Origin of the sequence: Actinoplanes sp. NPDC020271, assembly GCF_044388125.1 — a bacterium.
In the GTDB taxonomy this organism is placed as follows: Bacteria; Actinomycetota; Actinomycetes; order Mycobacteriales; family Micromonosporaceae; genus Actinoplanes.
Window position 1 is genome coordinate 45009 of record NZ_JBIRWQ010000014.1, and the last position, 25682, is coordinate 70690.

General features: G+C 72.0%; 21 protein-coding genes. 14 read left to right on the forward strand and 7 right to left on the reverse strand.

Features of this window, described 5'->3' with window-relative positions; all coding sequences use genetic code 11:
- Positions 1-61 precede the first annotated feature (61 nt).
- From ACH442_RS27845 to ACH442_RS27855, 3 genes are all read left to right on the forward strand, one after another.
- The gene (locus ACH442_RS27845; protein WP_396341067.1) at positions 62-1573 is read left to right on the forward strand and encodes a fused MFS/spermidine synthase; all 1512 of its coding nucleotides are present in this window, start codon (positions 62-64) and stop codon (positions 1571-1573) included.
- Positions 1574-1787: 214 nt separating this feature from the next.
- Positions 1788-3557: a serine/threonine-protein kinase gene (locus ACH442_RS27850; protein ID WP_396341068.1), complete on the forward strand. Its 1770-nt coding sequence runs from the start codon at positions 1788-1790 to the stop codon at positions 3555-3557.
- A gap of 36 nt (positions 3558-3593) precedes the next feature.
- A complete protein-coding gene (locus ACH442_RS27855; protein ID WP_396341069.1) occupies positions 3594-4319 on the forward strand; it encodes an SDR family NAD(P)-dependent oxidoreductase in 726 nt (241 codons plus the stop codon).
- Between the two features lie 119 nt (positions 4320-4438).
- Here the strand turns inward: ACH442_RS27855 and ACH442_RS27860 are convergent, their stop codons facing one another.
- Positions 4439-4837, reverse strand: a complete 399-nt coding sequence (locus ACH442_RS27860) for a hypothetical protein (protein ID WP_396341070.1) — start codon at positions 4835-4837, stop codon at positions 4439-4441.
- A 182-nt stretch (positions 4838-5019) separates the two neighbouring features.
- Here ACH442_RS27860 and ACH442_RS27865 point away from each other — a divergent pair, with 182 nt between their 5' ends.
- Entirely contained in the window at positions 5020-7146 is a 2127-nt protein-coding gene (locus ACH442_RS27865; protein ID WP_396341243.1) for a RecQ family ATP-dependent DNA helicase, read from the forward strand.
- A gap of 13 nt (positions 7147-7159) precedes the next feature.
- Here the strand turns inward: ACH442_RS27865 and ACH442_RS27870 are convergent, their stop codons facing one another.
- Both ACH442_RS27870 and ACH442_RS27875 read right to left on the reverse strand, forming a co-directional pair.
- Positions 7160-7615, reverse strand: a complete 456-nt coding sequence (locus ACH442_RS27870; protein ID WP_396341071.1) for a GNAT family N-acetyltransferase — start codon at positions 7613-7615, stop codon at positions 7160-7162.
- A gap of 210 nt (positions 7616-7825) precedes the next feature.
- A complete protein-coding gene (locus tag ACH442_RS27875) occupies positions 7826-8779 on the reverse strand; it encodes a nucleotidyl transferase AbiEii/AbiGii toxin family protein (RefSeq protein ID WP_396341072.1) in 954 nt (317 codons plus the stop codon).
- Positions 8780-8842: 63 nt separating this feature from the next.
- On the opposite strand from ACH442_RS27875, the gene ACH442_RS27880 reads away from it, so the two are divergent.
- The 3 genes from ACH442_RS27880 (at position 8843) to ACH442_RS27890 (ending at position 10539) form a co-directional block, all read left to right on the forward strand.
- Positions 8843-9148 (forward strand): metal-sensitive transcriptional regulator, encoded by a 306-nt coding sequence (locus tag ACH442_RS27880; protein ID WP_396341073.1) that lies wholly within the window; start codon positions 8843-8845, stop codon positions 9146-9148.
- 55 nt (positions 9149-9203) lie between these two features.
- Entirely contained in the window at positions 9204-9416 is a 213-nt protein-coding gene (locus tag ACH442_RS27885; protein ID WP_396341074.1) for a heavy-metal-associated domain-containing protein, read from the forward strand.
- 115 nt (positions 9417-9531) lie between these two features.
- The gene (locus tag ACH442_RS27890) at positions 9532-10539 is read left to right on the forward strand and encodes a hypothetical protein (RefSeq protein ID WP_396341075.1); all 1008 of its coding nucleotides are present in this window, start codon (positions 9532-9534) and stop codon (positions 10537-10539) included.
- Here the strand turns inward: ACH442_RS27890 and ACH442_RS27895 are convergent.
- Positions 10532-11671, reverse strand: coding sequence for a class I SAM-dependent methyltransferase (locus tag ACH442_RS27895; protein ID WP_396341076.1), 1140 nt, complete (start codon positions 11669-11671; stop codon positions 10532-10534). The two genes, ACH442_RS27890 and ACH442_RS27895, sit on opposite strands and share 8 nt — an antisense overlap.
- 118 nt (positions 11672-11789) lie before the next feature.
- Here ACH442_RS27895 and ACH442_RS27900 point away from each other — a divergent pair, with 118 nt between their 5' ends.
- Positions 11790-12446 carry a heme oxygenase (biliverdin-producing) gene (locus tag ACH442_RS27900; protein WP_396341077.1) on the forward strand — a complete coding sequence of 219 codons (657 nt, stop codon included), beginning with the start codon at positions 11790-11792 and terminating at the stop codon, positions 12444-12446.
- Positions 12447-12547: 101 nt separating this feature from the next.
- Here the strand turns inward: ACH442_RS27900 and ACH442_RS27905 are convergent, their stop codons facing one another.
- From ACH442_RS27905 to ACH442_RS27915, 3 genes are all read right to left on the reverse strand, one after another.
- Complete coding sequence (locus tag ACH442_RS27905; protein WP_396341078.1) at positions 12548-14527, reverse strand: DEAD/DEAH box helicase; 1980 nt, start codon at positions 14525-14527, stop codon at positions 12548-12550.
- 208 nt (positions 14528-14735) lie between these two features.
- The gene (locus tag ACH442_RS27910) at positions 14736-14960 is read right to left on the reverse strand and encodes a DUF3107 domain-containing protein (protein WP_203739383.1); all 225 of its coding nucleotides are present in this window, start codon (positions 14958-14960) and stop codon (positions 14736-14738) included.
- Between the two features lie 40 nt (positions 14961-15000).
- Positions 15001-15660: a TetR/AcrR family transcriptional regulator gene (locus ACH442_RS27915; protein ID WP_396341079.1), complete on the reverse strand. Its 660-nt coding sequence runs from the start codon at positions 15658-15660 to the stop codon at positions 15001-15003.
- 620 nt (positions 15661-16280) lie between these two features.
- Between ACH442_RS27915 and ACH442_RS27920 the strand changes: the two genes are divergently transcribed.
- The 6 genes from ACH442_RS27920 (at position 16281) to ACH442_RS27945 (ending at position 25671) form a co-directional block, all read left to right on the forward strand.
- On the forward strand, positions 16281-17702 hold the full coding sequence (locus ACH442_RS27920; protein WP_396341080.1) for a Daple: 1422 nt from the start codon (positions 16281-16283) through the stop codon (positions 17700-17702).
- Entirely contained in the window at positions 17702-18661 is a 960-nt protein-coding gene (locus ACH442_RS27925; protein ID WP_396341081.1) for an alpha/beta fold hydrolase, read from the forward strand. The genes ACH442_RS27920 and ACH442_RS27925 overlap by 1 nt, the downstream gene beginning before the upstream one ends.
- 102 nt (positions 18662-18763) lie before the next feature.
- On the forward strand, positions 18764-19690 hold the full coding sequence (locus ACH442_RS27930; RefSeq protein WP_396341082.1) for an APA family fibronectin-binding glycoprotein: 927 nt from the start codon (positions 18764-18766) through the stop codon (positions 19688-19690).
- Positions 19691-20671: 981 nt separating this feature from the next.
- A complete protein-coding gene (locus tag ACH442_RS27935) occupies positions 20672-23431 on the forward strand; it encodes a DUF3152 domain-containing protein (protein ID WP_396341083.1) in 2760 nt (919 codons plus the stop codon).
- 108 nt (positions 23432-23539) lie between these two features.
- Positions 23540-24721 (forward strand): adenylyltransferase/sulfurtransferase MoeZ, encoded by a 1182-nt coding sequence (moeZ, locus tag ACH442_RS27940; RefSeq protein WP_396341084.1) that lies wholly within the window; start codon positions 23540-23542, stop codon positions 24719-24721.
- A gap of 143 nt (positions 24722-24864) precedes the next feature.
- Positions 24865-25671, forward strand: a complete 807-nt coding sequence (locus ACH442_RS27945) for a prenyltransferase/squalene oxidase repeat-containing protein (RefSeq protein ID WP_396341085.1) — start codon at positions 24865-24867, stop codon at positions 25669-25671.
- Positions 25672-25682: the final 11 nt, after the last annotated feature.

Genomic DNA, 25682 nt, shown 5'->3' on the forward strand with positions numbered 1-25682 from the left:
TTTCCCGGCGCCGGTGTGGCTCGTGGGGCGGATGCAGCCGAGGGCGGATAGCATCCCGGCGATGGAGACAGCGCCGCCCCGCGCCCTGCCGACGGCCCTGGCCAGTGCCCTGGCCTTCGGCTCCAGCGGCGCCGTGCTCGTCCTCGAGATCGTCGCCCTGCGCCTGGTCGGCCCCTACGTCGGCGTCACCCTGCAGGTCAGCAGCTCGGTGATCGGCATCTCGCTGGCCGCGATCGCCTACGGCGCGTGGCTCGGCGGCCGCCTGGCCGACCAGTTCGACCCGCGCATGCTGCTCGCCCCGGCCCTGATCCTCGGCGCCATCGGCACCGCCGTGACGCTCCCGCTCGTCCGCTGGGGCGGTGAGCTGCTTCGGGGCGGCGCCGCCCCGGCCGTGCTCCTGCTCGCCGCCCTGGCCGTCTTCCTCCCCGCCTTCGTGCTCTCCGCGATCCCGCCGATGGTCGTGAAGTTGCAGCTCAGCAGTCTGCGCGAGGCCGGCACGGTGGTCGGGCGGCTGTCCAGCATCGGCACGCTCGGCGCGATCACGGCGACGCTCGGCACCGGCTTCGTCTTCGTCGCCGCGATGCCGAGCAGCGCGATCGTGCTGAGCCTGGCCGTGCTGCTCGCGCTGGGCGGCCTGGTGCTCGGCTGGTGGCTGCGGCGCGACGAGACCCATCCGCGGCTGCCCGGCTCGCCCCGTTTCCGGTCCGTGATCGCCACGATCGGCCTGGTCGGCGCCGGGATGGGGGCGATCTCCCCGACGCCGTGCGACGTGGAGACGGCGTACCACTGCGCCCGGGTGGAGGCCGACCCGGACAACCCGGGTGGGCGCACGCTGATGCTCAACGCAGCCCCGCACTCGTACGTCGATCTCGACGATCCCCGTCACCTCGAATTCGAATACGTCCAGTGGATCGGCGCGGTCGCCGACGTCCTCCGCCCGGCCGGCGCCCCGATCGACGCCCTGCACATCGGCGGCGGCGGGTTCACCGTCCCCAACTACCTGCGCGCCACCCGTCCCGGCAGTGACCAGCTCGTCCTCGAACTCGACGGCGGCCTGGTCGACCTCGACCGGCGCAAGCTCGGCCTGGTCACCGGCCCGGACCTGCGGGTCCGGATCGGTGACGCCCGGGTCGGCGTGTCCGAGCGCCCGGCCGAGGCCTACGACCTGGTGGTCGGCGACGCCTTCGGCCACCAGGTGGTGCCGTGGCACCTGGCGACCCGGGAGATGGCCACGGAGATTGCCCGGACTCTGCGCGCCGACGGCATCTACGCCCAGAACGTGATCGACTACCCGCCGGATCGCCTGATCCGCGCCGAGCTGGCCACGGTCGCGGCCGCCTTCCCGGACGTGGCCCTGATCGCCCCGGCGGATGCCCTGGCCGGCGAGGTCGGCTCCAACTTCGTGATCGTCGCCGCCCGCGGTCCGCTGCCGCTGGCCGCTCTCGGTGAGCGGCTCGCCCAGGTCGAGAAGCCGGTCAAGCTCCTCTCCGGTGCCGACCTGACCACCTACATCGGCGGCGCCCGGGTCCTGACCGACGATTACGCGCCGGTTGACCAGCTTCTGCCGAGCTGATCGCGCCGCCCGCTGAGCTGATCCCGGCTCCGGCCACGCCGGCCTGAGCGCCGCCCGCTGAGCTGATCCCGGCTCCGGCCACGCCGGCCTGAGCGCCGCCCGCGGCGTTTGACGTGCCGGCTGCGGGGCTCGCCGAGGGCTGTCCGGCCGGCGAATCCGTACGGGTTTCGGTGTGCGGCTCCGGAGGACGAGCCGCTCGGGCGAGAATCGGCGCATGGGGCGTACGGAGCGAAACGGTCACGAAGGATCGCTTCGCCTCGCCGGGCGTTACCGCCTCGTCGAGAAGCTCGGCACCGGCGGGATGTCGGTGGTCTGGCGTGCCTACGACGAGACGCTGGGTCGCGAGGTCGCGGTCAAGGTGCTCACCCCGCAACTGGCCACGGATCGTACGTCCCGGGACCGGCTGCGCCAGGAAGCGCTCGCCGCGGCCCGGCTCTGCCACCCGCACATCACCGGTGTCTACGACTTCGGCGAAGCGCTGCTCTCGGAGCATCTGACCGTTCCTTACGTGGTGATGGAACTGAACGACGGCGAGTCGGTCGGCGCGCGGATCGGCCGGCAAGGCTCGCTGGACTGGCGGGAGGCGGTGATGGTCTGCGCCGAGGTCTCGTCGGCGCTGGCCACCGCGCACGCCCGCGGTGTGGTGCACCGCGACGTGACCCCGGCCAACGTGATGCTCACCGGAGCCGGGGCGAAGGTGGTGGACTTCGGCATCTCGGCGGTGGTCGGCCAGCGCGACGCCGGCCCGGACGGCAGCCTGCTCGGCACGCCCGCCTACCTCGCCCCGGAGCGTCTCGGCGGCGCGCCGGTCTCCCCGGCGACCGACGTCTACGCCCTCGGACTGCTGCTCTATCGCTCTCTCACCGGCCGGATGCCGTGGCCGGCCCAGACCACCACGGAGGCGCTCCGAGCCCACCTTTACGCCGACCCCGAACCCGTCCCCGACCTGCCCGGGATGCCGCCCGCGGTGGCCGACCTGTGCCTGCGCTGCCTGGCCAAGGACCCGGGCGACCGGCCGCTCTCGGCCGAGTTGGCCCGCGGCCTGGCGGCCACCGTCGGGGTGCGCCCGATCATCCCGCCGCTGCGCCCGGGGGAGCGGTCGAGCGTCGCCGCCCGGGGCGTGGTGCCCGTTGCCATCTCGCCGGACGACCGTGAGCGCGGCTCGGCCCGGAGCCGGCTGCGCAAGCTGCGGCTGCGCGCGGCCCTGCGGGTCGGTGCGGCGCTGCGGATGGGCGGGGTGCGGCCGCTGGGCGGTGGCCTGTTCATCGGGGCCGGGACGCGACGACCCGGCCCGGCCACCGGCTGGACCCGCCGAGGGCGCCCGGCCCCGGCTCGGAGCCGGCTGTCGGTCGCCGCGGCGCTGGCCACCGTCGTGCTGCTCACCGGCAGCGCGCTGAGCTGGTCGGCCCGGCGCGAAGCCGCGGAGGCCGACCAGTCCAGCGCCTCCGCCGCCGGACCCGCCCCGGGCGGCGCCTCGGTGCGCCGGATCCGCTGCACGGTCAGTTACCAGGTACAGCGGGACTCGGGCGGTTCCTTCGAAGCGCGGATGACCGTGGTCACGTCGGGTGGCCCGGGGGACTGGCGGGTGGACTTCTCGTTCCCGGGCACGCAGCAGCTGGCCGGGACGTCCGAAACGGTCGCGCAGCGCGGGCGCCACGTGATGGTGCACGGTCAGGGCCGGACCCGGGTCGTCACGCTGCGCGGCGGTTACCGCGACCGCAACCCGTTGCCGCTCTCCTTCGCGATGAACGGCCACCCGTGCCGGGCCGAGGTGCTGGGCAGCGTCAGCGAGGCCGCCCCGGTCAAGGACGACTCGGTGAGCGCGGCCTCGGCCAGGGACCGGCCCGAGGAGACGATCCGCAAGCGCAAACGCCAGCCGTCGCGCCAGAGCGCCACCCCGCGCAGGCGGGTCGTGCCGCCGCCGGTCACCCGTACGCCGCCCCCACCGGCCAAGCGGAGCAGCGGGTTCTCCCTCGCACTGTGAGACCACCGAACGGCCTACTTCGATAGGGTCGAGGTCATGACAAGACTGGCTGTGGTCACCGGGGGTGGCACCGGAATCGGCAGGTCGATCGCGGGCATGCTGGCCGGCGAGGGTTTTGACGTGATCATCGTGGGTCGCCGGCCCGACGTGCTGGCCGACGCGGTCAAGTGGATCGGCCCGCAGGCTTCCGCCGTGACCGCCGACGCCGCCGACCCGGCGCAGGTGCACCAGGTCGTCGAGGCGGTGGCCGGGCGGCCGCTGGACGTGCTGGTCAACAACGCGGGCGCGTTCATCGGTGGCGACGACAGCACGCTCGACGACGTGGCCGAGCGCTGGCGGGCGACCCTGGACTCCAACGTGCTGACCGCGGTGCTGATGACCACCGCACTGCTGCCGAGCCTGCGCCGGCCGGGCGGGAAAATCATCCTGACCAGTTCGATCGCGGCACAGCGGGGTGGCGGCGGCCCTTACTCGGCGGCCAAGGCCGCGCTCCACGGATACGGTCTGGATCTCGCCACGAAGCTGGGTGCGGAAGGGATCACAGCCAATGTGATCTCGCCCGGATACATCACCGACAGCGAGTTCTTCGCCGGCCGGATGACACCCGAGGGGCACGCCTCGCGGGTCGCCTCCTCGCTGGTCAACCGGGCGGGAGAGCCGCAGGAGGTGGCCGAGGCGGTGCGCTGGCTGGTCGGGCCGGGCGGAGGGTTCGTCACGGGGCAGATCATCAACGTGAACGGGGGCACGGTCCTGGGGCGCTGACCTCGGGGACCGTTCCGGACGCGAGGGGCCGGGCACGACCGGGACCGGCCGTCGCGCCGTCACGGTGGGTGGGGCCGGCTCCCTCGTACGGCAATGATTGGATCTTGAATTTCCGCAGGTCATTGACTGGCTCCGGAGAAGCGGCCCTCGTCCGGACGGTTCGGCCGGAAACGCAACCCGGACCAACGGTCGTCGATCGCCACCTGGCCGCACGGACGCATGTCGAAATCGGCCACGATGGGCCAGAGCGTGTCCCGGTTGATATCCGCCTTGTTGCCTTTCGGATAGGCGATCCAGAACGCGCTCGGCTTGTCCAGGTCGGCCCGGTGCTCGGTCAACTGCTCGCGGACGGAGGCGGCATCCTCGGCGAAGAGCACGGCGGTGCCGGCGGTGGCCAGCGTCCCGGTCTCGCGCACACCCTCCGGCATCGGGGTGAGCAGCGGCAGACGGGCCGGCTGGCTGAGCCAGACGGTGGAGTTCGGCTTGATCAGCAGCTTCTCGGCGATCGTTTTGGTCATGTCCTGAGACTTCCATTCAGGAGTGGGCCCGGGTCGCGTTTGCCCGGATGCCCACGAGCTTGGCCCGCCGCGCCGCCCGCCGCTCGAAAATCTTGGCGTCCTGTGGACAACCCCGCGCTGTGGATAACTCCGGTTCTGTCGGTGGGTGCTGATAGACATGCCGGGTGACCGAGACGACGCGGATGGCAGCCGGTGCGGCTGAGCGGGCGAGTGTGCGGGAGCGTGCCGAGCAGGTGCTGCGCCGGCTCGCCGGCGAGCATGCGCGACTGCGTGAGGATCAGTGGCGCGCCATCGAGGCGCTCACCGTCGACCGCCGCCGGGTGCTCTGCGTGCAGCGCACCGGGTGGGGCAAGTCGGCGGTCTACTTCGTGGCCACCGCGCTCCTGCGCGAGAACGGGCCGACCGGGCCCACGGTGATCGTCTCCCCGCTGCTGGCCCTGATGCGCAACCAGGTCGACGCGGCGGCCCGGGCCGGCATCCGTGCCCGCACGATCAACTCGGCGAATCTGGAGGAGTGGTCCGAGATCGAGCAGGAGATCCGGGCCGGCGCGGTCGACGTGCTGCTGATCAGCCCCGAGCGGCTCAACAATCCGGATTTCCGCGACAACGTGCTGCCCGGCCTCGCGCACAGCACCGGGCTGCTCGTGGTCGACGAGGCGCATTGCGTCTCCGACTGGGGCCACGACTTCCGGCCGGATTATCGGCGGTTGCGGACGTTCCTGGCCGGTCTTCCGAACCACACGCCGGTGCTCGCGACCACCGCGACGGCCAACGCCCGGGTCACCGCCGACGTCGCCGACCAACTCGGCGACGCGCTGGTGCTGCGCGGCGCGCTGGGCCGCGACTCGCTGCGCCTGGCGGTGCTGCGGCTGCCCGACCCGACGCATCGGCTGGCCTGGCTCGCCGACAACCTGGAGCGGCTCCCGGGGTCGGGCATCATCTACACGCTGACCGTGGCCGGGGCCACCGAGACCGCTGATTTCCTGCGCTCGCGCGGGTTCCCGGTCGCGTCGTACACGGGTCAGCTCGACGACGCCGAGCGTCGCGCGGCCGAGCAGGACCTGCTGGACAACAAGATCAAGGCGCTGGTCGCGACGTCCGCGCTCGGCATGGGTTACGACAAGCCGGATCTCGGGTTCGTCGTGCACCTGGGCGCGCCGAATTCGCCGATCGCCTACTACCAGCAGGTCGGTCGCGCCGGTCGTGCGGTCGAGCACGCCGAGGTGATGCTGCTCCCCGGCCCGGAGGACGCCGCGATCTGGCGATATTTCGCCTCTCTCGCCTTCCCGCCGGAGGAGCAGGTGCACGCGGTGCTGGCCCAGCTCACCACCGACCACGCGATGTCGACACAGGCCCTGGAGCCGCTGGTCGACATGCGGCGCAATCGGCTGGAGCTGATGCTCAAGGTCCTCGACGTGGACGGCGCGGTGCGGCGCACCCGCGGCGGCTGGCTCGCCACCGGCCAGCCCTGGGAATATGACCACGCCCGGCTGCGGCGGGTCGCCGAGGCCCGGGAAACCGAACAACAAACCATGATTGAGTATGCGGTGACTCCCGTCTGCCGCATGGAGTTCCTCCGCCGCTGCCTGGACGATCCGGAGGCCGCACCGTGCGGGCGGTGTGACAACTGCGCCGGTCCGCTCTTCGACACCGACGTGTCCTCGGCGGCGCTCTCCGCCGCGGGGGCGTTCCTCGGGCGTCCCGGGGTCGAGATCGCCCCGAAGAAGATGTGGCCCACCGGCCTGTCCGCGGTCGGCATCTCGCTGAAGGGCAGGATCGCGGCGGCCGAGCAGATCGCGCCCGGCCGGGCGGTCGGCCGCCTCTCCGACCTCGGGTGGGGTTCGCGGTTGCGCGGCCTGGTCGGCCCCGACTCACCGGACGGGCCGATCCCCGCCGAGCTGGCCGCGGCGGTGGTCGAGGTGCTCAAGGCGTGGGCGCGCGGCGACGACGCCTGGGAGCAGCGCCCGGTCGGCGTCGTTGCGGTCGGCTCCCACCGTCATCCACAACTTGTCCACAGCCTGGCCGAGCACATCGCGCAGGTGGGGCGGTTGCCGCTGCTCGGGGCGTTGCCGCCGGTGCCGTCGGGGGAGGCGGGCTTCCGGGGCAACAGCGCCCAGCGAGTGCGGGCGCTGCACGACGCGTTCAGCGTTCCGCCGCAGGTCCGGGCCGAGATCGAGGAGGCGCCCGGCCCGCTGCTGCTCGTCGACGACCTGGTCGATTCGGGGTGGACGATGGCGCTGGCCGGTCGTGTCCTGCGCAAAGCCGGGGCCGAGGCGGTCCTGCCGCTGGCGCTGGCGGTGGCCGGCTGACGCAGGCGGTGGGTCAGGCCAGCCCGAGGATGGCGTTGCGGGTGGGACGGCGGTCGATCTCCATGAACCGGCCCGGGCCGGCCAGCGGGGTGAAGCCCGACCGGCGGTAGACCTCGTGCGCGTCCCGGGTCGCCAGCAGCAGGCGCAGGATGCCGCGGTCGGTCATGTCCTCGACGATGCTGTCGATCAGCCACACGCCCAGGCCGTGGCCGCGGTGCCGCTCGTCGACGAAGACGTCGCAGACCCAGGCGAAGGTGGCGCCGTCGGTCACCACGCGGGCGAAGCCGACCTGCTCGCCGTCGTGCCGGATCGTGTAGGGCAGCGAACCCTCGATCGACCGGGCGACCAGGTCGTGCGAGCGGCCGGCAGCCCAGTAGGACTCCTCGGCCAGCCAACGGTGCACGCGATCGACATCCACCCGGCTCGCGTCGTCGGTCAGGACGTAGCCGTTGCGTTCGCGGTCTCCCACAGTGACTCCTTCAGCGTTTCCGAACTCCGCCGCATCCTGCCACGGGCCGGTGACCGGTCGGCCAACGCTTTCTCACGGTTCCAGACCCGGAAACGCCGGAGGGAGCGCACAGCGGAAACGCCGGAGGGAATGCTGGGCGGGAGTGCTGGACGGGAGCGCACCGCGGGAGTGCTGGGCGGAGTGCAGCTGGGAGGCGCAGGACGGGAGCGCTCACGCTTGCAGGGCCGGGAGGGCGGCGGCCAGCCGGGCGAGCCACGGCGCCGCGCCGCCAGGCAGGTCACCCTCGATCGACCAGGTCGGCAGGGTGAGAAGCGTCACGAGCTCGTCGAGCGCGAACGGCTGGAGGCGTTCCGGCAGCCTAATCCCGGGCACCTCGGCGAGGAGGACGGCGTCGTACAGGTCCTTGGCGGCCGAGACCCGCTGGGTGGACTGGTCGGCGGCGAGCCAGTGCAGTTTCCAGGCCAGCGACAACTCGCGTGACGCGGTGAGCAGGCCCAGCGGGGAGCGCCCGTCCGCACGCGGCACCGCGGTCAGCACCGGCGGCTCGGGCACCACCTCGTCGAACGCGAAATCGATGTTGACCTTGCCGCCCTCGCCGCCGGGCGTGACCCAGGGGAGCTCGATCGTGGTCCGGATGCCCCGGCCCGGTTCCATCACCCCGTATTCACCGTCGTCGGAGTAGTAGTCCACGGAATCGATCTCGAGGATGGCGTCCAGGTCGAATTCCACCCCCTCCTCGGTCCGCGGACTGTCCGTCACCATGTCCCGCACGAAGCCGACCGTGTACCCCGTCTCGGTCAGCTGTTCCGCGCCCATCCAGTGCAGACCCTCGGGTGGCAGCCGGGGGTGCTGACCACCGGTCTCGAACTCCTCGAACGTCCACATCTCGTTGCGCGCGCCGCCGTGCACCGCCTCCGGCCAGTGCTGGGCCGGGTCGATGGTGTCGACGAACGGCCACGGCGCGCGACGGTCGGGAAGGGTGAGGCCGTCGGAGAGCACGATCCAGTCGAGGTCACCGGGCAGCCGGGCCTGCTCACCGACCCAGGCCGGCATCAGCATGCTGCCGCGCAGCATCAGCACGTCGGCCCAGGACGATTCGGCGATCAGGCCGAGGACATGATCGAGGGCGGAACGATGTGCCGCCTCCCACGGATCGATTCGCACGGCGGCACGGTAACTCCCGGGTATGACACTTCCTTCATACCGGTGGGGGGTATGCTTGGACGCATGTCTGAGGAGGCTGTCCCGCAGCACGGTCCGCACGGTTACTCCGGTGACAAGGTGGCCCTGCTCAGCCGCCTGCGCCGGGTCGAGGGCCAGATCCGTGGGCTGCAGCGGATGGTCGACGAGGATACGTATTGCATTGATGTCCTGACCCAGATCTCCGCCGCGAAAAGCGCGCTGCAGGCGGTCGCGGTCGGCCTGCTCGAGGATCATCTGGCCCACTGCGTCGTGGACGCGGCGCGCGCCGGCGACCCGTCGGCCAAGGTCAAAGAGGCGTCCGACGCGATTGCCCGGTTGATCAAGTCCTAGGGTCGGCGCCTCTGACGTGGCGGAAACCGCCCACAACCCCGGAAAGGCGATTGTCATGGCTGTCACCAGCACCTACACCGTCAAGGGCATGACCTGCTCGCACTGCGTCAACGCGGTGACCGAAGAGATCTCGGCGCTTCCCGGCGTCTCCGGTGTGCAGGTCGATCTGGGTTCCGGTGGGGTGACGGTGACCAGCGAGGCGCCGCTCGGTGACGACGCGGTGCGCGCGGCGGTGGACGAGGCCGGCTACGAGCTCGCGGATGCCTGACCATCCCGGCGACGCCGCCGATCACCCCGCTGAAGCGCCAGCGGAAGTAACAAAAGCAGAAAATAGCGAAAAGCCGGATGCTCGACGCGCGGCCGTCCCACACGACCCTGTACCGATGAGAAACGTGGACGTACCGACCGAGGACCCACCCCGCCACAAGTCCAAATGGTCCCTCGACCTCACCGACGACGAGGAGCCGGCCGCGGCGCCCGCCGGCGAGCCCGAGAAGAACTCCACGTTCCGCTTCGCCGCGATCGGCGCCCTGCTGATCGTGGTGCTCTTCGCCGGTTACGGGCTGGGCCGGCTCAACAACGGCACGAGCGCGAGCGCCACCACGACCCCGGCCGCCGCCACCAGCACCGGCAGCACGGTGGTCAACGAGAACATGCCGCACACCCACGGCGCGACCGGCGCCGGGGTTGCCGCGACCAGCGCCGTCGTCGGGGGCCTCTCGCTCAGCTCCGACGGCCTGACCCTGCGCCCGGCCACCACCACGTTCGAGGCCGGGAAGCAGCAGCGTCTGAGCTTCACGATCGACGCGACCGGGGGGACTCCGGTCACCTCCTACGCGATCGTGCACGACAAGCCGCTGCACCTGATCGTGGCCCGGCGGGACCTCACCGGCTTTCAGCACCTGCACCCGGTGATGGCCGACGACGGCACCTGGAGCATCGACCTGACGCTGGCCCAGCCGGGCGTCTACCGCATGATCGCGGACTTCACCGCCCTGGTCGGCGGCCGGCAGGTCGCCACGACGCTCGGGACCGACCTCACCGTGGCCGGGAACTACGTGCCGCAGGCGCTGCCCGCCGTGTCCGACCAGGCGACCGTGGCCGGCCTGACCGTCACCTATGCGGGGGCACCCGACACCACAGCGGTCCAGCCCCTGCTGATGACGGTCACCGGTGGGACCGTCGAGCCCTACCTCGGCGCGTACGGTCACCTGGTCGTGCTGCGCCAGGGAGACGTCGCCTACCTGCACGTCCACCCGGAGCAGCAACTCGTCGACGGCAAGGTCAAGTTCTGGGTGACGGCGCCCAGCCCCGGTTCCTACCGGATGTTCTTCGACTTCCAGGTCGCGGGCCAGGTCCACACCGCCGAGTGGACGCTGCAGGTCAGCTGAGCAGCCCGGCCAGCGCCGGTTTCACCTCCCACTGCCCGATCAGGGCGTCATATTCGGCGCGCTGCTCGGCTGTCGGCGCCGCCCCGGTGCGCCGCGCGCGCAGCATCAGGTTGCGCGGCGTGTGCGCGGAGTCGATGAACTCCACCACGTCGACCCGATAGCCGTTGAGCCGCAGCAGCCCGGCCCGCAGCGAGTCGGTCAGCACGTCGGCGAAGCGCTCGCGGAGGATCGCGTGCCGGGTGAACTCGCCATAGGGTGACGGCGATGTGTTGCCCTTGAGTTGGGCGGCGATGTCGTGGTGGCAGCAGGGCGCGGCCAGGACCCAGCGCGCCTCCCACCGGACGGCACGGGCCAGCGCCTGGTCGGTGGCGGTGTCGCAGGCATGCAGCGCCAGCACGAGATCCGGCGTGAACGGCAGCTCGGCGGCCTCGATGGTGCCGGCCACGAAGGTCACCTCGTCGGAGCAGCCGAGCTCGGTGGCGACCTCACCGTTACGTACGTGCTGATCTTCCCGGACATCGACCCCGGCGACCTGAACCGTGACGCCCCGCCCGGCCAGATAGCGGTAGGCGGCGAAGGTCAGGTAAGCGTTTCCGCAGCCCAGGTCGACGACGCGCAGCGTCGGCGGAAGCTCGTCGGGCAGGGTTGCGGCGAGCGCGCGCAGGAACGCGTCGATCTGCCGCCGCTTGGCCGCGTTGCCTCCGATCACCGCGAACAGCGGGTCACCGGGGTCGAGAAGCCACTGCTTGGCCCGGTCATGATCTTGCGGGGTCGCGGGTGCGGCGGCCGCGGCGGCCCGGTGGACCTGGGCGTCGCCCTTCTTCGTGATCCGCACCTGGACGGTGGCCGAGTCGGTCTCCACGTGCCAGTTGCCGAACGGCTCGGCCAGCAGCTCGTCGATCGCGGCGGCCGCCTCAGCGCCCGGCGCGACATTGCGGGTGAAGGGCCGCGCGCCGTCGTCGGTGACGATCTGCAGTTTGGGACCGCTCTTCAGAGTGACGGGGCGAACCTGGGCCCGTGTGACCGAGGGCACATACCCGCGGCGCCGACCGGCCGCGACGGCACGGGTCAGCCCCGGGGCGAGAAGGAGTTCGCGCACCTCGGCGAGCGCTTGATCGAGCGGTTGTGGCATGCCTCCATTCTGCCCGCTCCGCGAGATCACCCGGCCGGGCCTGTGGACAACGTATCCACAGGGGCTGTGGAGCGTCGCCCGGTGCCGCTAGGTTGATCGGAGCGGAAGGAGAGGTCCAATGTGGCATCTGACGGACACGCCCGTCACCGGCGCACTCTCCTCCTCCCTGCGGAGAATTCTCGCGGAGGGGTTCGCTGCGGCCCGGCGCAGCCGCTTCATCCAGGATCTGGTCAACGGTCAGCTGCCGATCGACGCCTACGCCGAGCTGGTCGCCCAGCACTGGTTCGTCTACGAGTCGCTCGAGCTGGCCACCAGCGCGATGGCCGACGATCCGGTGGCCGGGCGGTTCTGCTTCCCCGAGCTGCTCCGGCTCCCGCTGCTCGAGGATGATCTGCGCTTCCTGCGCGGCCCCCGCTGGCAGAGCCGGATCGCCGCGCTCCCGGCCACGACGACGTATTGCACGCGCCTGCGATCGGCCGCGTTCGGTCAGGCCACGGGCTATGTGGCGCACCACTGCACGCGCTATCTCGGCGATCTGGACGACGGCCAGTGGCTGGGCGCGGCAGTCTGGGAGATGTACAACTTCCGCCGCCAGGGCTACCGCTTCTTCGTCTTCGAGGGCGTCAACCCGGAACTCTTCCAGGCGCGCTACGACTCCCTGCTGGACACGACGCCGTGGTCGGCCGCCGAGCGCAACGCGTTCCTCGCCGAGGTCACCACCGCCGTCCAACTCAACCTGGGCATGCTCGACGACCTCGAGAGCCGTTGGACCTGAAGATCAAACCCGATTCGGGCGTACGTCGTGAGCCCGCCGCCCCGAGCCGCAAAGCACAACGCCCGGGACCGTGAGCACGATCCCGGGCGCAGCGTGAACGATCAGACCTCGGTGGTGCCCACCCCGGCCTCGGAGCCACCGCTCATGCTCTCGGCCGGCTCGTCGGCGTCCCGGGTGCTACGACGCCGGCGACGACGAGGGCGCGACTCCTCGTCGGATACCGCCGACGCGGCCTCGCCGGATACCGCCGACGCGGCCTCGCCGGATACCGCCGACGCGGCCTCGCCGGATACCGCCGACGCGGCCTCGCCGGATGCCGCCGACGCGGCCTCGCCGGCAGCGAGTTCCGGGGTGGCGGCAGGCTCGGAAGCGTCAGATTCCGCCGGGGCGGACTCCGAGAAGGTGAGCGAGGTCGCCGGAGCACGGCGGCGACGGGTCCGTGCGCGGGGCGCCTCGTCGGCGACCACGGCCGCAGGCTCGGCTGCCGTCACCTCGGGTGTTTCCCGCGGCTCGACGGCACCCTCCGTACCCGGAACGGGGGAATCGGCACCGTCGACGACCTTGCGCCGGCGCCGCTGCCTCTTGGGCCGCTCGGCTCCCTCCTCGGACGAGGACGAAGACGAAGGCGAGCTGGAGGACGAGCCGTCAGGCGACGTGGAGCCCGAGGGCGAACTGCCGCGGGAGCGCCCACCGCGACCACTGTCCCGGCTGTCCCGGCTGTCCCGGCTGTCCCGGCTGTCGCGGCCGTTGCGGGAGCGGCGTCCCCGGTTACCGCCGCCGAGATCCTCCTCGATCTCGGCGGAGAGCCCGGCCCGGTTCCGCTCGGCGGTCGGCAGGGTGCCCGAGATGTCGGTCGGAATGTCCAGGTCGTGGTAGAGCGCCGGACTCGTGTGGTACGTCTCCGGCGGCTCCGGCATGCTCAGGCCGAGCGACTTGTCGATCAGGACCCAGCGCGGCATGTCTTCCCAGTCCACGAACGTCACGGCGACGCCCGTGGCGCCCGCGCGACCGGTCCGGCCGATACGGTGCGTGTAGGTCTCCGGGTCTTCCGGGCAGTCGTAGTTGATGACGTGGGTGACGCCCGAGACGTCCAGCCCGCGGGCCGCGACGTCGGTGGCGACCAGCACGTCGATCTTGCCGCTGCGGAACGCCCGCAGGGCCCGCTCGCGCGCGCCCTGGCCCAGGTCACCGTGGACCGCGGCGACCGCGAACCCGCGGAAGTCCAGTTCCTCGGCGACCTTGTCGGCGGCCCGCTTGGTCCGCGTGAAGATCATCGTGAGGCTGCGGTCCTTGGCCTGCAGGATCCGCGACACCATCTCGATCTTGTTGAGCGGGTGCGTGCGGTAGACGACCTGCTTGGTCAGCGGGTTCGGGCCGCTCTCGTTGGTGTGACCGGCGTGAATGGTCATCGGGTTGTGCAGGAACCGGCGGGACAGCGCCACGATCGGGTCCGGCATGGTGGCCGAGAACAGCATGGTCTGCCGCTGCTCGGGCAGCATCGCCAGGATCTTCTCGACGTCGTCGAGGAAGCCCAGGTCGAGCATCCGGTCGGCCTCGTCGAGGACCAGCGCGCGGACGGCGTTCAGCTTCAGCTGCTTCTGCTTGGCCAGGTCGAGCAGCCGGCCGGGGGTGCCGACGAGGATCTCGACGCCCTTCTTCAGGGTGTCGACCTGCGGCTCGTACGCGACGCCGCCGTAGATCGGGAGGACCCGGACGCCGCGCGTGCTGCCGGCCGCGGCAAGGTCGCGGGCCACCTGCAGACCCAGCTCACGGGTGGGAACGACGACCAGAGCCTGGGGACGGCCGTCGGCGCCCTCGGACGGGGCGAGGACCCGCTCCAGCAGCGGCAGGCCGAAGCCGAGGGTCTTGCCGGTGCCGGTCGGGGCCTGGCCGATCAGGTCGGAGCCGCGCAGCGCGATGGGCAGCGCGTACTCCTGGATGGCGAAGGCGTGGGTGATGCCCGCCTTGGCCAGCGCCTCCACGGTCTCCGGACGAACACCCAGCTCAGCGAAGGTGGGGCTGTCCGGCCGGACCGGAGCACGATTCGTTACGGGGATCAGAGCTTGCTCATTGTCGGTCATGAAGTTTTACGGGTGCCCTCTCGTGGTGCGCCCGTTGAGTGTCTGGGGCGCGGTCTGGTTTGGCGCGGGCCGCACGCTCGAAAGCGGGCCACACGCGGGGCCGTCGACTTGACAGATCGACGGCGACACCAGCCACTCTACCCGACCCAATAGCAGACATGCGCCAGTGCAGTTACGGGAGGGAGGCGAGCTCCCTCCCGTTACCGCATCAGCGGGTGGTGAAGCCGAACGGCCGGTGCGAGGCCTCGGCGATCTCCACGTAAGCCACCTTGGCGACCGGGATGATCACCTTGCGGCCCTTCTCATCCGTGAGTGTCAGGACGCCGTCCTTGGCGAGAGCCTCGGACACCGCCTCCTCGACCTCCGCCGGAGTCTGGGCGCTCTCCAGCACGAGCTCACGCGGCGACTGCTGCACGCCGATCTTGACCTCCACGGAGTCCTCCTCTGTCAAATGCGTCTACCGCTTGGAAAGGCTATCCGATTTCCGGTGCCGTTCCGGCTGTTGAACCGCCCTGCAGAGGGAAGCTCGCGATCCCGCGCCAGATCAGAGCGGCGACGAGGCTCTCGGCTTCAGCTTTGGGCGTACGACGACCGTTCGCCAACCAGTACTGAGCGGCCGCACCGGAGGCGCCGGCGAGACCGGAGGCGAGCAGGTGCGCCTGGTCGGGCCGGAGCCCGGTGTCCGAGATGATGGTCTGGGTCAGCGCCTCGATGCAGCCCTGCTCGACCCGCTCGACCCGCTGCCGCACCTGTGGGTCGTTGCGCAGGTCGGACTCGAAGACCAGGCGGAACGCCTCGCTCTCGTGGTCCATGAAGTCGAAATACGCCCGGACGGCGCCCTTCACCCGCTCCTTGTTGTCCGGGGTCGCCTCCAACGCGCCCCGGACCTTGGCGATGATGGCGTCGCAGTGCGTGTCCAGCAGAGCCAGGTAGAGCTCGAGCTTGCCAGGAAAGTGCTGGTAGAGCACAGGCTTGGAGACGCCCGCGCGCTCAGCGATGTCATCCATCGCTGCGGCGTGGTAGCCGTGCGCGACGAAGATCTGCTGGGCGGCAGCCAGCAGTTGCTTACGGCGTGCCGATCTCGGCAGCCGGGTGGGGCGAGTGGTCTGAGCCCCGCCGGACGCGGCGGTCATATCTGGTGAACCTCCAGGGGGTCGGTCCCCGCGGTTTGTCGACGCGGATTGCCCGGATCGGCGCTTGTCGCGGTCGTGCGGGCAATTGTCGCGACGCTGCAACTTATCGCCACTGCAACCACACGGTAGCCTCAGCGGGGGCGAGCGAGGAGCACGCGGTGGATGAAACAGGGCATTCCGGAGACACCGGAGCCGCGAGTGGCGGCAACGGTGCCGACGCGCGTGACCGCAATCGGATGAATGGCTGGGTGAACGGCGAAAACCCGTGGTCGGCAAGGGAGCAGGAGGCGGACGTGCCCCCCTGGCGGCGTGGCGTGCAACCGCACCCCGCGAACCCGTTCGGCCCCGCCCCGAGCTCGGCCGTGCCGGCCCAGGTGCCACCGCCGCCGGGGTTCGTGGACCCACCGCCGCCCACCGAGATTCCCCCTTCCGGGAACACCGAGACGTCGCCGTGGTCCGGCGACCGCAGCCGTCTTGCTGACATTCTCGGTCACCGGCCGCGTCCGGTCGATCCGGCATCTGCCGCCCCGTCGAGCGCGCCCCCTTTTCCGTACGAGGGTGACCTCGACGATTCGTACCGTGGCGGCCCGCCGGCTCCGATCCAGCGCGCCGCCGTGCCGATGGCCCGACCCACGGGCCCGACCCAGGGAGATCCACTGAGCCGTACCGACGCTCCGTCCGAACCGATCCGATCCCGGCACGCGCTGGTCAACGACACGCTCGCGCAGGGCCTGCCGCGGGTCGAGCCGTCCGCACCGGCGGGGGACCAGCGATCGGTGGACAACGAGCCCGGCCTGGGCCTGCCGACGTACGATGCGTCCAGTTTCGCCCGCCGCAGTTACGAGCCGTCGCCCCCTTACCCGTCCGAGAGCCCGAGCTCCGCGCTGGACGAGCCGAGCGGGGCGCTGCCCCAGCGCGTGCCGGCCCAGCCGGACGTGCCCCGAGTCCCGGAGCCGCCCGCCGTGGAGCCATCGGCCGAGGCCCCCGCCCTGGCGCGGATCGCGACGCACCTGCGTCGCGGTGACGTCGTGCCCGCGCAGGAGCGTCAGGAGGGCTTCGACGTCCAGGCGATCCTGGCCGCCGTGCGCGAGGTCGCCGGTGTCCGGGACGCCTCCTTGCGAGCCACCCCGACCGGCGCGCACAGCCTCCGGCTCGACCTCGCCGACGGTGCCGACGCGGCCGAGGTGAGCCGCCACGTCGCTCGCCTGCTGCAGGAGCGGATGGGTCTGGACGCGGCGATGCCCGGCGCGTTCGGTGGTGTCGGCTCCGCGCCGGCGGTGCCGTCCCAGGCCACCCGGCCCGGCCGGGCCTCGGTCCGGCCGGTCTCCCCGGCCCCGCGGCCGGCCTCCGCTCCGCCCGCACCGGCCCCGGTCTCGGCCGCCCCGATCTCCGCGGCGCCGATCACCGCGGCGCCGGTCACTCCGTCCCCGGCCCCGCCCTCGCTGACTCCGCCTCCGCCCCCGCCCTCGCTGACCCCGCCCCCGCCTTCGTTGAGCCCCTCCCCGCTGAGTGCGCCTCCGCTGACGGCGGCCCCGCCGCAGCCGGCCCCGAAGCCCGAGCCGGCTCCCGCGCCCGCCGCCCTGGCCCCCCGGGACCTGAACAAGCCCCGCCCGCTCGACCCCGGCGACCGTCCCGGCCCGCGCGTCCTGATCGAGAACGTGCACGTCAACACGTTCGGGGCGGACGCGACGGTCGAGGTGCGGCTGCGCGCCGGCGACCGGACGGCCTCCGGCATCGCCACCGGCCCGGCCGTCGACGGGTATCTGCTGCGCTTGTGCGCCACCGCCACCGCCGGTGCGGTCGACGAGTTGCTGTCGGCGTCGACGCACGCGGACGGGCCGGCCCGCTGCTTCGTCGAGCACGCGGCCGCCGTCTCGTTCGGCTCCACCCAGGTCGCCGTCGTGGTGCTGCTGCTGTCCTGCGCGGGCGGCTGGGTCGAGCAGCTCTCCGGCTCGGCCGTGGTGACCGGCGACGACCGGCACGCCATGGTGCGCGCCACACTCGCTGCCGTGAACCGTCGCGTCGAGGCACTCTTGGCGTAGTGAAAGGCGCGATTCTGGCCGGTGACAGTGAGCTGTTGCCGGCGGGCGAGGTGCCGCCACCCTGGCCCGCACGACAGGTGACGGTGGGCGGCGCGATGCTGCACGTCCGGGACACCCCGGCCACCAGCCCCGGCGCGGAGCCCGCGGTCTACGTGCACGGCCTCGGCGGTTCCTCGCAGAACTTCACCGATCTGGCCGGCCTGCTCGCCGACCGGTTCGACGGGCAGGCGGTCGACCTGCCCGGGTTCGGCTACAGCGACCCCAGCCCGCGTTACTCGATCCCGGCCTTCGCGGCCACCCTGATCGACTACCTCGATGCGTCCGGCCGCGGCCCGGTGCACCTGGTCGGCAACTCGCTCGGCGGGTCCATCTCGGTGCGGGTCGCCGCGCTCCGGCCCGACCTGGTGCGCACGCTGACGCTGGTCTCCCCGGCGATGCCGTTCCTCAATCCGCGCCGCACCGCGCAGGGTCCGATGCTGCCGCTGCTCGCCCTGCCCGGCGCGGAACGCCTGATGGCCTGGGGCCTGACCCGGATCACCGCGGAACAGATGGCCGAGCAGGTGCTGGCCGCCTGCTTCGGCGACACCAGCAAGGTGCACCCGCAGCGCCGCATCGAGGCGATGGAGGAGATTCAGCTGCGGTACACGGTCGCGCACTACCCCCGGGCGTACCTGGGGACGCTGCGCGGCCTGGTCGGGAGTTTCCTGCGGGCCTACCTGCCGGGCGTCAACTCGCAGTGGCGTCTGGCCGCCCGGGTGCAGGCGCCGACGCTGGTCATCGGCGGCCTCAACGACAAGCTGGTCGACCCGCGGGTGCCGGCACAGGTGGCCCGCGCGGTCCCGGACGGGCGGCTGCTGATCCTGCCCGGGGTCGGCCACGTGGCCCAGATGGAGGTGCCGCGCCTGGTCGCGCGGGCGATCGTCGGGATGCTCAAGGACGTGCACTCGCCGGTGGCGTGACCCACGCCCGCGCCGGTCCGGGGTTCACCATGGCGGCGTTCGTCACCCATGATCACATCGGGTCGATGCGACCGGCGCTCATGTGCGAGGCTCAGGCCCAAGATGATCGCTCCCGTCACATCCGTTCACGAACCGGGCAATCGGCAGAAGGCCGGTGACCGGTGGCGTCAGTGGTGGCTGGCCCTGTTCTCGATCACGCTGGTGCTGCTCGCGGTGATCACGGTGGCCTACCGCAAGTCCGCCCCGGCCGCCGCCCCGGTTGCCGCTCCGGCGTCCGCTGCCGCCCCGTCGCCGGTCGCTTCGCCGTCGCCGTCCACCGCCGACGTCTCGCCGTCGGCCTCCGCGCCGATCGAGGAGTCGACGGCTCCCGCCTCGGCTTCGCCATCGGCCACCTCACCGCTTCTCGACCCGGAGGCCCTGCAGATCTCCGGCTCGGTTCCGACGCACGGTTCCGGCGATTTCTCGTACGCGACCAAGCGCGGCCCGATCCTCGGAACCGAAGGCCGGCTGCGCCGCTTCCGGGTGGCCGTGGAGAAGGGCAGTGGCGAGGACCCGGATGCGTTCGCCGCGCAGGTGGTCAGCACGCTCGGCGACGGGCGCAGCTGGACCGGCAACGGCAACCTGCGGCTGCTCATGGTCGACGGGAACGAGCGGGCCGACTTCACGGTCTTCCTCGCCACCCGCGACACTGCCGGAGCGAAGTGCCAGGCCGGTGGCACGAACATCCGGATCGGCGGGGTGCCCTACACCTCCTGCCGGGTGCCCGGCGCGGCCATCATCAACCTGGACCGTTACCGCAAGTCGTCCAAGCCCTACCTGAACGCGAAGATCCCGCTGGCCGTCTACCGCAACTACGTGATCAACCACGAGGTCGGTCACGAGCTCGGCCACCACCACGAGGGGTGCCCGGAAGCCGGCGGTCCCGCCCCGGTGATGGTCCAGCAGACGTTGACCACGCGCGGTTGCCTGCCCTATGCCTGGCCGCGCCGCGACGACAAGCCGTTCACCGGGCCGGCCTTGTCCCGCTGACCCCTTCCGGGTGGGTTTTCCCTGCTGAGCCACCTGCCGAGCCGAACCGTACGACCCACCCACCCTGGGGGAAGTTCCGCTGGTCAGTATGGCGGGGAAACGGCGCGTCCCGCTCGTGGCCTGTGGACGGCGTGCTGGTGTGGACAAACTCCGGTGGCGGGCGGCGTGGCATGTTGCGGAGTTCTTCCGGTGGGGAATCCGATTCTCCTGTGACGGGCGGCTAGTCGTGGCAGGCTGGCCCTTGTTATGGCAAACGCGACAAATGCCTCCCCTGATCCGGCGACCGGCGCGAGCCCGTCCGCTGCCGGACGGCGTGCCCGCAACGAGCCAGCTCGGGCCAAGGCGCCCGCGAAAGGCGTCATCACGGCGCAGGCCGCCGCGAAGAAGCCCGCCCGTACCCGGACCGCCGCGGCTGAACAGCCCAAGCCCTCGTCCGCACGCACCGTGGCCTCGAAGTCGGCCGCGGCTTCCGCTCGAACGGCAGCGGCGGCTTCCGGCCGAGCACCGGCCGCGGCTGCTACTCGGACGGCGGCGGCTTCAGGCCGAACGCCGGCTGGTGGGTCCGCTCGCAACGCTGCCGCCGCCGGCCGGAAGTCAGCCACGGCCTCAGGCCGCGCGCCGTCCGGGACCGGTGTCAGCGTCGCCGCCGCGCGCAAGCCCGCTACCACGGGCCAGCCGGCCTCCGCTGCCCGCGGGAGGACCGCCGGCGATCCGGCCTCCGCTGCCCGCGGGAGGACCGCCGGCGATCCGGCCTCCGCTGCCCGCGGGAGGACCACCGGCGAACCGGCCTCCGCTGCCCGCGGGAGGACCACCGGCGATCCGGCCTCCGTCGCCCGCAAGACGACCGCGGCCGGGTCGGCGTCCTCTCGCTCGGTGAGCCCGGCGAAGTCACTCCGCGGTGGAGAACCCGCCGGAGACGTCGGCGCCGCGAGCTCCTCGGCGACCAGGCCGACCAGACGCCGGCCCGCGTCCCAGGACACCGTGGAGATCAAGACGACGACGGCGCGCGCCCGCAAGAGCCTGCGCGCCGGTGAGGTGAGCAGCCGTGCGGTGGCCGCCGAGTCCGGGACGGCGACGCGTGTCCGCAAGACCATCCCGGCCGGCGACAGCACGCCGTCGCGGGGCCGAGCCGTCGCGGCGGAGGCCAGTACGGCCTCGCGACCTCGGAAGACACTGTCGAGTGACGCCCACGTGAGCCCGGCCGCCACGCCGCGCAAGACGATCGGCCGTGGGCCTGACCCGATCCGGCCGGCCCTGCACGCGGCCGAGGATCGGGAGACGTCAGGTGGCCGTCATCGGCGCAGTGCCGAACGGCTGGACACCGCCACCGGCCGCCACCGGTTGACGCCGGAGAACCCGCCGGCCCGGCACCGGGCCGAGCAGCACCCGGCCCATGACCCGGACGACTCGTGGCCCGCGATCACGGCCGATCCCGAGCAGCAGGCGAGCGGCGGAGCGTCAGGTCCGCTGTGGCCGGCGCCGCCCGCGGACTCGTCCGCTGGTTCACCGGCCCGGCACGCCCAGCCGCGACCCACCCGGCCGCCGGTCGACCCGGCGACCGGCCTGCCACCGGGCATGACCCGCGGAATCCTGGAACTGGCGGCCGAGCGCCTGGCCGCTTCCCGCGCCGCGCAGCCCGCTGACGGCGACGGCGAGGAACCGGAGGCCGAGGAGCCGGAGCTGGACGAGGTCGACGAGACACCGCGGCCGGCAGCGCGCCGAGGTGGCCGTTCGGCCGGGGGGCCGGGTCTGCGCACCGCGGCGACACCGGCGGCCGGCACCCGCCCCGGTTCGGGTCCCCGCCCACCCCTCGCGTCCCGGCCCCCGGCCGGCCCGCCCGAGGCCGTCCGCCCACCGACCACCCCGATCGACCCGGCCATGCGCCATGCGCCGACGACCCCGATCGACCCGGCCATGCGCCATGCGCCGACGACCCCGATCGACCCGGCCATGCGCCATGCGCCGACCATCCCGGCCGACTCCGGCCCACTTCGGTCGCCGGCCGGCCCGGCCGCCGAGTCGCCGCAGCTGGGCTGGCCCGCGAGCACGCGCCGGCCCCGCGGTTCGCGGCGGGAGACAGACGCGCCGTCCACAGACGGGCCGCAGCTCGTCCGGCCGATCCGGGCCGACCGGCCGGCGCCGCCCGAGTTGGAGCAGACGGTCGAGGAGCCGCCGGGCCACGAGCCGATCGAGGACGACGGCCGGCCGCTGCGCCCCAGCCGTCGTCGCCCGATCGTGCGTCCGGCCCCGGCCGCGAATCTCCCGGGGGTGGATCGGCCGGTGGTCGCACGTCCGGACTTCTACCGGGCCGCGGCGCATCCGGTGCCGGCCGCGGAAGCGCCGGCCGAGACCATTGCGTACGCCGTCCCGGGGACCGCCATCGCGCCGGCGCACATGGAGAGCGAGCCGGTGGCGGGCGCGCTCACGACGTACGCCGGAAACGGCCGGCCGATGCCCGCGAACGCGCCCGACACCGTCGAGTCAGATCATGAGACCGAGGACGAGACCTGGTTCTGGTCGACCGCGGAGCATCCCGCGGGGCTTCCGGAGAGCGTGCGCCTGCCGGTCGGCATCCCGGAGGGCCTCTGGCATCCGGCCGAGCACGAGCCGGTCCACGACGATCAGCCGACGCACGAGCAGCCGGCCTTCGCGGAGGCGCCGGCGATCGCGATGCCCGAAACCGTGCCGTCCGAGGCAGCGCCGTCCGGGGTCGTGCCGTCTGGGGCAGCGCTGTCCGGGGTCGTGCCGTCCGAGGCAGCGCCGTCCGGGGTCGCGCTATCCGAGGCAGCGCCGTCCGGGGTCGCGCTATCCGAGGTCGAGATCAGGGAGAGCCTGGTCCCGTACCAGCCGCTGCCGATCGCCGGTGCGGCCGAGACTCCGGTCGTCGAGATCGACCGGACCGGCCCGCCCCCGGACGTCGACGGTCCGGCCGAGGTCACCCCGTCCGGTCGCAAGGTGCTGCGGCGGCGTCGCCGGGTGACTCTCCTGGCGTACATAATTGTGATTTGTCTGGTTTTGGTCGTCGGTCATGAATTGCGGGACCGTCGGCGGCCGGGCCTGGCCGACCGTGCGGCCGAACCGATCGGTGCCACCGCGCCGCAGGTCACGCAGACGAAGGAAGAGCCGGACAAGGTGGGCTCGGTGCAGGGTGAGACCCCGGCCGCCGGCGAGACCTCGGGCCAGGCCGGCGATTTCCGGTACGTCGAATCCCGCGGCTCCACGCTGGGAAAGTCCGGGCGGCTGCACCGGTTCCGGGTGGCCGTTGAGGAGACCGTCCCCGAGGTCGAGCCGGACGTGTTCGCCCGTGCGATCGACAGCACCCTGGGTGACAAGCGGAGCTGGATCCGCAGTGGCAAGGTGCGTCTGCGCCGGGTGCCGGAGTCGGCCGAGGCGGACTTCACGATCTATCTCGCCTCGGCCGCCACCTCGGAGAAGATGTGCGCCGCGGGTGGCTTGCACACCGAGGGTTTCACCTCGTGCCGGGTGCCCGGTCAGGTGATCATCAACGCCGAGCGCTGGGCCGACGCGGTCCCGGACTACGACGGCGAGCTGTGGGAGTACCGGCAGTACACGATCAACCACGAGGTCGGTCACGAGCTCGGGCACGGTCACGAGAGCTGCCCGGGCAAGGGGAAACCGGCGCCGGTGATGCTGCAGCAGACCTACGGCCTGGACGGCTGCACCCGCAACGCCTGGCCCTACCTCGACGGCAAGCGGTACGAGGGCGAGCCGGTCCCGTAAATATTCCTGATCCCGCATGTCGGGCCCGTGTCCGACGTCATGGGCAAGCGCGTGTCGAACGAGCGACAATGGGCGACGATCCTTACCACCGAACCCGGGGAGTGAACTGTGGCTCTGCCCCCGCTCGTCGAGCCGGCCGCTGAGCTGACTGTCGACGAGATCCGCCGCTATTCGCGACACCTGATCATCCCCGACGTCGGGATGGACGGGCAGAAGCGGCTGAAGAACGCCAAGGTCCTCGCTGTCGGCGCGGGTGGCCTCGGCTCGCCGGCGTTGCTCTACCTGGCCGCGGCCGGGGTGGGCACGCTCGGCATCATCGACTTCGACACCGTCGACGAGTCCAACCTGCAGCGCCAGGTCATCCACGGCGTCTCCGACGTCGGCACGCCCAAGGCGGAGTCGGCCGCGCGCAGCATCGCGGAGATCAACCCGCTGGTGAACGTGATCATTCACAACACCGCGCTGGACCGCGACAACGTCAAAGAGATCTTCAGTCAGTACGACTTGATCGTCGACGGCACCGACAACTTCGCCACGCGCTACATGGTGAACGACGCGGCCGTGCTGCTCGGCAAGCCGTATGTGTGGGGTTCGATCTACCGCTTCGACGGCCAGGCCTCGGTCTTCTGGGAGGAGCACGGTCCCTGCTACCGGTGCCTCTACCCGGAGCCGCCGCCGCCCGGCATGGTCCCGAGCTGCGCCGAGGGCGGCGTCCTCGGCGTGCTCTGCGCGTCGATCGGCTCGATCCAGGTCAACGAGGCGATCAAGCTGATCACCGGCATCGGTGAGCCGCTGGTCGGCCGCCTGATGGTCTACGACGCCCTCGAGATGGAGTACCGCAAGATCAAGGTCCGGAAGGACCCGAACTGCGCGCTCTGCGGGGAGAACCCGACCGTCACCGACCTGCTCGAGGACTACGAGGACTTCTGCGGCGCGGTCTCCGAGGAGGCGCAGGAGGCGATCACCGGCTCGACGATCACCGCCCGCGAGCTCAAGGACTGGCAGGACAGCGGCAAGGACATCTTCCTGGTCGACGTCCGCGAGCCGGCCGAGTGGGAGATCAACCGGATCCCCGGCGCGACGCTGATCCCCAAGGGCGAGATCCTCTCCGGCGAGGCGCTGGCGAAGTTCCCGCAGGACCGGCAGATCGTGCTGCACTGCAAGTCGGGCGTGCGCTCGGCGGAGGCGCTGGCCGCGCTGAAGGCGGCCGGCTTCAAGGACGCGGTGCACGTCCAGGGCGGCATCGTCTCCTGGGTCAACACGGTCGACCCGTCGCAGCCTTCGTACTGAGGGGTAAGGCCGGCGCTCCTGTCACGGGAGCGCCGGCCTTCGCTTTCGTGACCGATGTGCCGGCTGGAAAACACTCTCCGGTGTGACAAGTGCTGTCCGGATCACGGCGGCGAATCACAGAATCGGCGGGTAGCGTCTCTATCGTGGTCGATATCGATGCCGCGATCGGATACGTCGTGGCCCATGGTGACCCGGTCGAACGTGCGCGCTTGTCGTATCTGCGGACCGGTCAGCCGGCGCCTCCGGAGATCATCGACCGGATCGCCGGCGGTCAGATGCCCGAGGGCGGCTGGCCCGCTTCCGCCGACGGGCAGGTGCCGTCGGTCGACGCGACCTGCTTCCGCCTCGGCGAGCTCGACGATCTCGGCGGGCTGCAGGCCGGCCCGGTCGCCGAGCGCGCCTTGCAATGGCTGGCCGCCGCTCAGCGCCCCGACGGCACCTGGCAGGAACACGAGTCGCTGGCCGGGGAGGCCCCGGCGTGGGCGATGCCGGGTGATCCGGAGGCCACGCTCTACCTGACCTCGGCCGCCGGTTTCTGGCTGACCGCCGCCGCAGTCGAGACCGACTCGTATCAGACCCGTGGTCGCTATGCGAGCGTGCTGGTCTCGGCGGCCGCGTTCGTCGCCGCGCAGATCCGGCCGGACGGGACGTGGCCGTCGTTCCTGGCGGCCGGCTGGCACGCCGCCGGGCTCCTGCACCAGCAGCAGTATTTCTACGAGTCGTCGCGGGTGCAGCTGGTCCTCGGCGAGCGGCTGCCCGAGATGGGGCCGGGCGATGTGGCGCAGATGGCGGCCGCGCTGCGCCGGGTGAACCTGGGCGACGACTGGCTGTTGCAGAATGCGCGCAAGAGGCTGGCCGAGACGCAGCGGCCGGACGGCGGGTGGGACAGCAACGAGGGCCCGATCTTCGACGTCAACATCACGCTGACCGCGTTGCGCGCCTGCCGCTGAGCCGCCTTTCA

Coding starts and splice junctions, on each gene's coding strand:
- ACH442_RS27895 (WP_396341076.1), bottom strand. CDS start 11,671: ATGCCACAACCGCTCGATCAAGCGCTCGCCGAGGTGCGCGAACTCCTT.
- ACH442_RS27850 (WP_396341068.1), top strand. CDS start 1,788: ATGGGGCGTACGGAGCGAAACGGTCACGAAGGATCGCTTCGCCTCGCC.
- ACH442_RS27930 (WP_396341082.1), top strand. CDS start 18,764: ATGATCGCTCCCGTCACATCCGTTCACGAACCGGGCAATCGGCAGAAG.
- ACH442_RS27900 (WP_396341077.1), top strand. CDS start 11,790: ATGTGGCATCTGACGGACACGCCCGTCACCGGCGCACTCTCCTCCTCC.
- ACH442_RS27885 (WP_396341074.1), top strand. CDS start 9,204: ATGGCTGTCACCAGCACCTACACCGTCAAGGGCATGACCTGCTCGCAC.
- ACH442_RS27865 (WP_396341243.1), top strand. CDS start 5,020: ATGGCAGCCGGTGCGGCTGAGCGGGCGAGTGTGCGGGAGCGTGCCGAG.
- ACH442_RS27855 (WP_396341069.1), top strand. CDS start 3,594: ATGACAAGACTGGCTGTGGTCACCGGGGGTGGCACCGGAATCGGCAGG.
- ACH442_RS27890 (WP_396341075.1), top strand. CDS start 9,532: ATGAGAAACGTGGACGTACCGACCGAGGACCCACCCCGCCACAAGTCC.
- ACH442_RS27905 (WP_396341078.1), bottom strand. CDS start 14,527: ATGACCGACAATGAGCAAGCTCTGATCCCCGTAACGAATCGTGCTCCG.
- ACH442_RS27915 (WP_396341079.1), bottom strand. CDS start 15,660: ATGACCGCCGCGTCCGGCGGGGCTCAGACCACTCGCCCCACCCGGCTG.
- ACH442_RS27880 (WP_396341073.1), top strand. CDS start 8,843: ATGTCTGAGGAGGCTGTCCCGCAGCACGGTCCGCACGGTTACTCCGGT.
- ACH442_RS27845 (WP_396341067.1), top strand. CDS start 62: ATGGAGACAGCGCCGCCCCGCGCCCTGCCGACGGCCCTGGCCAGTGCC.
- ACH442_RS27860 (WP_396341070.1), bottom strand. CDS start 4,837: ATGACCAAAACGATCGCCGAGAAGCTGCTGATCAAGCCGAACTCCACC.
- ACH442_RS27920 (WP_396341080.1), top strand. CDS start 16,281: ATGGCCCGACCCACGGGCCCGACCCAGGGAGATCCACTGAGCCGTACC.